Source organism: Mesorhizobium waimense (genome assembly GCF_003601975.1).
Classification (GTDB): Bacteria; Pseudomonadota; Alphaproteobacteria; order Rhizobiales; family Rhizobiaceae; genus Mesorhizobium; species Mesorhizobium waimense.
In genome coordinates this window covers 157,501-162,382 of sequence record NZ_QZWZ01000017.1, presented here as the reverse complement: position 1 = coordinate 162,382, position 4,882 = coordinate 157,501, and the positions used below count along the sequence as shown (strand labels likewise).

At 56.2% G+C, this 4,882-nt stretch carries 2 protein-coding genes, 1 tRNA gene, 2 rRNA genes and 1 pseudogene; all 6 read right to left on the bottom strand.

Translation table 11 applies throughout. The features are described 5' to 3' along the window. Nucleotides 1–121 precede the first annotated feature (121 nt). A pseudogene (locus D3227_RS22060) lies at nt 122–629 on the bottom strand (IS66 family transposase); the annotation flags it as partial. After that, nucleotides 599–724, bottom strand: a complete 126-nt coding sequence (gene tnpB, locus D3227_RS42825; protein WP_245451833.1) for a transposase — start codon at nt 722–724, stop codon at nt 599–601. The pseudogene D3227_RS22060 and the gene tnpB, both read right to left, overlap by 31 nt. A gap of 80 nt (nt 725–804) precedes the next feature. After that, the gene (gene tnpA, locus D3227_RS22050; protein ID WP_167480795.1) at nt 805–1,200 is read right to left on the bottom strand and encodes an IS66-like element accessory protein TnpA; all 396 of its coding nucleotides are present in this window, start codon (nt 1,198–1,200) and stop codon (nt 805–807) included. Between the two features lie 230 nt (nt 1,201–1,430). Then, a tRNA-Met gene (locus tag D3227_RS22040) sits at nt 1,431–1,507 on the bottom strand. Between the two features lie 130 nt (nt 1,508–1,637). Beyond that, nucleotides 1,638–1,752: ribosomal RNA gene (rrf, locus tag D3227_RS22035) — 5S ribosomal RNA — on the bottom strand. Nucleotides 1,753–1,848: 96 nt separating this feature from the next. After that, nucleotides 1,849–4,646, bottom strand: a 23S ribosomal RNA gene (locus D3227_RS22030). Nucleotides 4,647–4,882: the final 236 nt, after the last annotated feature.

Genomic DNA, 4,882 nt, shown 5'->3' with positions numbered 1-4,882 from the left:
ATGAACGATCCGACCGTTGGCGCGTTCTTCACTGTTCTCGCAGCGAAGCCGGCGTCCGAAATACGGATGCCAGCGATAATGGACTTCGACCTCCTGCCCAACATGGGCAGAATGACCCCGAGATTGCAAAACCACGCAGCGCCCGTTCGGCGGCGTTGTTAGTGAGGCAAATCCTGCCGTCGCTGAGGAAGGACGTGAAGCCGTCCCAGCGCTTCAGCACATAGTCGATTGGCTCAGCAACCGGGGAACTCCGGGACAATTTTGCCCGCTCGGTCCGCATCCATTCCTCAAGCGCCTCTGCGATCGGTCGGCTCTCCTGCTGGCGTCGTTGCAGGCTCTCGTCGGCGGCAAGACCGTTGATGTCGCGCTCGATGTCGAACAGCGCGTCCATGCGTTTGACCGCCTCGAGCGCGATCGGAGAGATCGGCGCGGCACTTGCCGCGCCTGGCGTTGGTGGCGATGTCGGCGAGCACGAAGAACTTACGACGTGCATGCGCCCAGCACAGCGCCTGGGTCAGCGGACCGGGATCACGGTCCACCTTGAAGAGCGGATTGTAGCCGCTATAGGCGTCCGCCTGCAGAATGCCGCTAAAGGTCTTCAGATGGCGCTCGGGCAGGCACCCTGGCCGTTATGCCAGATCACCTTGATCAGCCCTCCCTGACGCCCGCGGAAACAGAACAAGTGGCCGCTGTGCGGATCGCGCTTCAAGGTCTCCTGCACCATCAATGCGAGGCCGGGGAAGCCCTTGCGCATATCCGTATAACCAGTGGCCAGCCACACCTTCACATCGCGCGGGACCGGGATCATCGCCGCTCCAGCACATCCAGGGTCCGGCCGAGCGCCTCGCTATCGATATCACTCTCGACCCGCAGGCGACGGGCGCCGCCAAGCTCGATGGTCACCGTGCTGCTCTTCTTGCGCGATCGCGATATCGGTGGTTGCTGCGCAGGCGGTTGCGGCGCCGGCCGCGCCTCGACGACCTCCACCGCAACGAGCTGTGGCACGCTCGGCGCGGAGATCTGGCAGAGCTCCTTGCGCCACCGAAAAAGCTGGCTCCCATGAATGCCGGCCGATCGTGCAATCTCGAAAACACTGGCCCCAGGCTCAAACGTCGCTGCGACCAGCCACTCCTTCTCCTCCCGAGACCAGCGCCGGCGGCGCTCAACCGACGTGATCACTTCGATCTGATGCTTCGTCACAGGTCTACTCCTAGTGCTTGCACTAGGACTGGCAGCCTTCAGCCTACCTCAGCAAGGCGGCCGTCACCGTGGGGATACAGAACCTCCGCCTGGCAATCCGCTGCAGGCGAATGCCAAACGGCTTCTCGAGCAGCTGCATGTCGGCTGCTGGCGCGACCGAGACATCCCCAGCCTCGAAACGCAAAAACCGCCCCGGTCAGACCGGGACGGTTAGCGTACTATGATAGAAGTGGTTGCGGGGACAGGATTTGAACCTGTGACCTTCAGGTTATGAGCCTGACGAGCTACCGGGCTGCTCCACCCCGCGTCAACCTTAGAAGTAAGCCGAAACTTACCGGATTCAAGCCGCCGCCAAATGAAAGGGCCGCTTGCGCGGCCCAAAATCCCGTTTGGCGGGCCTAATCGTAAGGAGAAGATTTCCAACGTGCGCTTGGCAGACCTGGCAGCGACCTACTCTCCCGCGTCTTGAGACGAAGTACCATCAGCGCTGGAGCGTTTCACGGCCGAGTTCGGAATGGGATCGGGTGCAGCCGCTCCGCCATAACCACCAGGTCGGCAAAACGCACGTTATTCGAGAAGCTGTTTTCTGTGCCATCCATCTCAGCGCAATCCAAAGGATTGTCGCCTCGATGGGCATAAGGAATGAGAACGATCAAGCCGATCGAACTATTAGTACCGGTAAGCTTCAAGCGTTGCCGCTCTTCCACACCCGGCCTATCAACGTGGTCGTCTTCCACGGTTCTCAGGGAATACTCGTTTTAAGGTGGGTTTCCCGCTTAGATGCCTTCAGCGGTTATCCCGTCCGGATATAGCTACCCTGCTATGCGGCTGGCGCCACAACAGGTCCACCAGAGATCCGTCCATCCCGGTCCTCTCGTACTAGGGACAGATCCTTTCAATATTCCTACACCCACGGCAGATAGGGACCGAACTGTCTCACGACGTTCTGAACCCAACTCACGTACCGCTTTAAATGGCGAACAGCCATACCCTTGGGACCTGCTCCAGCCCCAGGATGCGATGAGTCGACATCGAGGTGCCAAACAACCCCGTCGATATGGACTCTTGGGGGTCATCAGCCTGTTATCCCCGGCGTACCTTTTATCCGTTGAGCGATGGCCCTTCCACGCGGGACCACCGGATCACTATGACCGACTTTCGTCTCTGCTCGACTTGTCAGTCTCGCAGTCAGGCAGGCTTATGCCATTGCACTCAGCGAACGATTTCCGACCGTTCTGAGCCCACCATCGCGCGCCTCCGTTACTCTTTAGGAGGCGACCGCCCCAGTCAAACTACCCACCATACATTGTCCCGGACCCGGATAACGGGCCGCGGTTAGACATCCATAGTAATAAGGGTGGTATTTCAAGGGTGGCTCCACCTGAGCTGGCGCCCAGGTTTCAAAGCCTACCACCTATCCTACACATGCCACTACGAATGCCAATGTAAAGCTATAGTAAAGGTGCACGGGGTCTTTCCGTCTAACCGCAGGAACCCCGCATCTTCACGGGGAATTCAATTTCACTGAGTCTATGCTGGAGACAGCGGGGAAGTCGTTACGCCATTCGTGCAGGTCGGAACTTACCCGACAAGGAATTTCGCTACCTTAGGACCGTTATAGTTACGGCCGCCGTTTACTGGGGCTTCGATTCAGAGCTTGCACCCCTCCTCTTAACCTTCCAGCACCGGGCAGGCGTCAGACCCTATACGTCGTCTTGCGACTTCGCAGAGCCCTGTGTTTTTGATAAACAGTCGCTACCCCCTGGTCTGTGCCACCCTCCTCTGCTTGCGCAGAAAAGGGTCACGCTTCTTCCGAAGTTACGCGTGCAATTTGCCGAGTTCCTTCAGCATAGTTCTCTCAAGCGCCTTGGTATACTCTACCAGACCACCAGTGTCGGTTTCGGGTACGGTCTATAAGGAGGAGCTATTTCCTGGAACCACGCAGCAGCCCTTTCAATCCGATAAGATTGGACTACCTCAATGATCCGTCACTACCTCCAGGCCCACGAATATTAACGTGGTTCCCATCGACTACGCGTTTCCGCCTCGTCTTAGGGGCCGGCTAACCCTGCTCAGATTAACTTTAAGCAGGAACCCTTGGTCTTTCGGCGGGGGAGTCTCTCACTCCCCTTACGTTACTCATGTCAGCATTCGCACTTCTGATACCTCCACCGCCCCTCACGGGTACGGCTTCATCAGCTTACAGAACGCTCCGCTACCGCTCGTATTGCTACGAACCCTAAGCTTCGGTGTATGGCTTTAGCCCCGTTACATTTTCGGCGCAAAGACCCTTATTTAGACCAGTGAGCTGTTACGCTTTCTTTAAATGATGGCTGCTTCTAAGCCAACATCCTGGTTGTTTTGGGATCCTCACATCCTTTCCCACTTAGCCATAACTTGGGGACCTTAGCTGTAGGTCAGGGTTGTTTCCCTTTTCACGACGGACGTTAGCACCCGCCGTGTGTCTGCCGACTAGTACTCCCAGGTATTCGGAGTTTGGTTAGGTTTGGTAATCCGGTGAGGACCCCTAGCCCATCCAGTGCTCTACCCCCTGGGGTATTCGGTCGACGCTCTACCTAAATAGATTTCGCGGAGAACCAGCTATTTCCGAGTTTGATTGGCCTTTCACCCCTAGCCACAAGTCATCCCGAACTATTGCAACAGTTATGGGTTCGGTCCTCCAGTAAGTGTTACCTTACCTTCAACCTGCTCATGGCTAGATCACTCGGTTTCGGGTCTAATGCGACGAACTGAACGCCCTATTCAGACTCGCTTTCGCTGCGCCTACACCTATCGGTTTAAGCTTGCTCGTCACACTAAGTCGCTGACCCATTATACAAAAGGTACGTGGTGACCCTTGCGGGCTCCCACTGTTTGTAGGCAATCGGTTTCAGGTACTCTTTCACTCCCCTTGTCGGGGTGCTTTTCACCTTTCCCTCACGGTACTAGTTCGCTATCGGTCATGCACGAGTACTTAGGCTTGGAGGGTGGTCCCCCCAATTTCAGACAGGATTTCACGTGTCCCGCCTTACTCGAGGACGATGATTTGCATTACGCGTACGGGGCTGTCACCCACTATGGCCCTACTTTCCAGAAGGTTCCGCTTGTCTCATCATCGCCACTGGCCTGGTCCGGGTTCGCTCGCCACTACTTCCGGAGTCTCGGTTGATGTCCTTTCCTACGGGTACTTAGATGTTTCAGTTCCCCGCGTTCGCCACTTTATCCCTATGTATTCAGGATAAGTTACCTATTATCGATACTTGGAAACCACAGCAGCAAGTTGCCCTGCTGCTCTGATTTTCCAAGTACCTTAGGTGGGTTTCCCCATTCGGAAATCTACGGATCAAAGGGTATTCGCACCTCCCCGTAGCTTATCGCAGCGTATCACGTCCTTCATCGCCTGTGCATGCCAAGGCATCCACCAATTGCCCTTAAGACACTTGATCGTTCTCATTGCCAATGCCCATCGCGCAATCCCGAAGGGATTGTCGCTCGAACCAGATCCTGTGCAGAACCTGGATTCAATGGAATTGGCACAAAAAGACCAGCTTCTCGAGATCGGTTCGAGGGCGCGGTTAGGCAAACCCATCATATGCGGGAGATTGAGCGTCTCCCGCGACAAATCATGAACCTTTCGGATCATGAAGTTCGAACAAATCTTCTCTTTACGATGTCATACAGA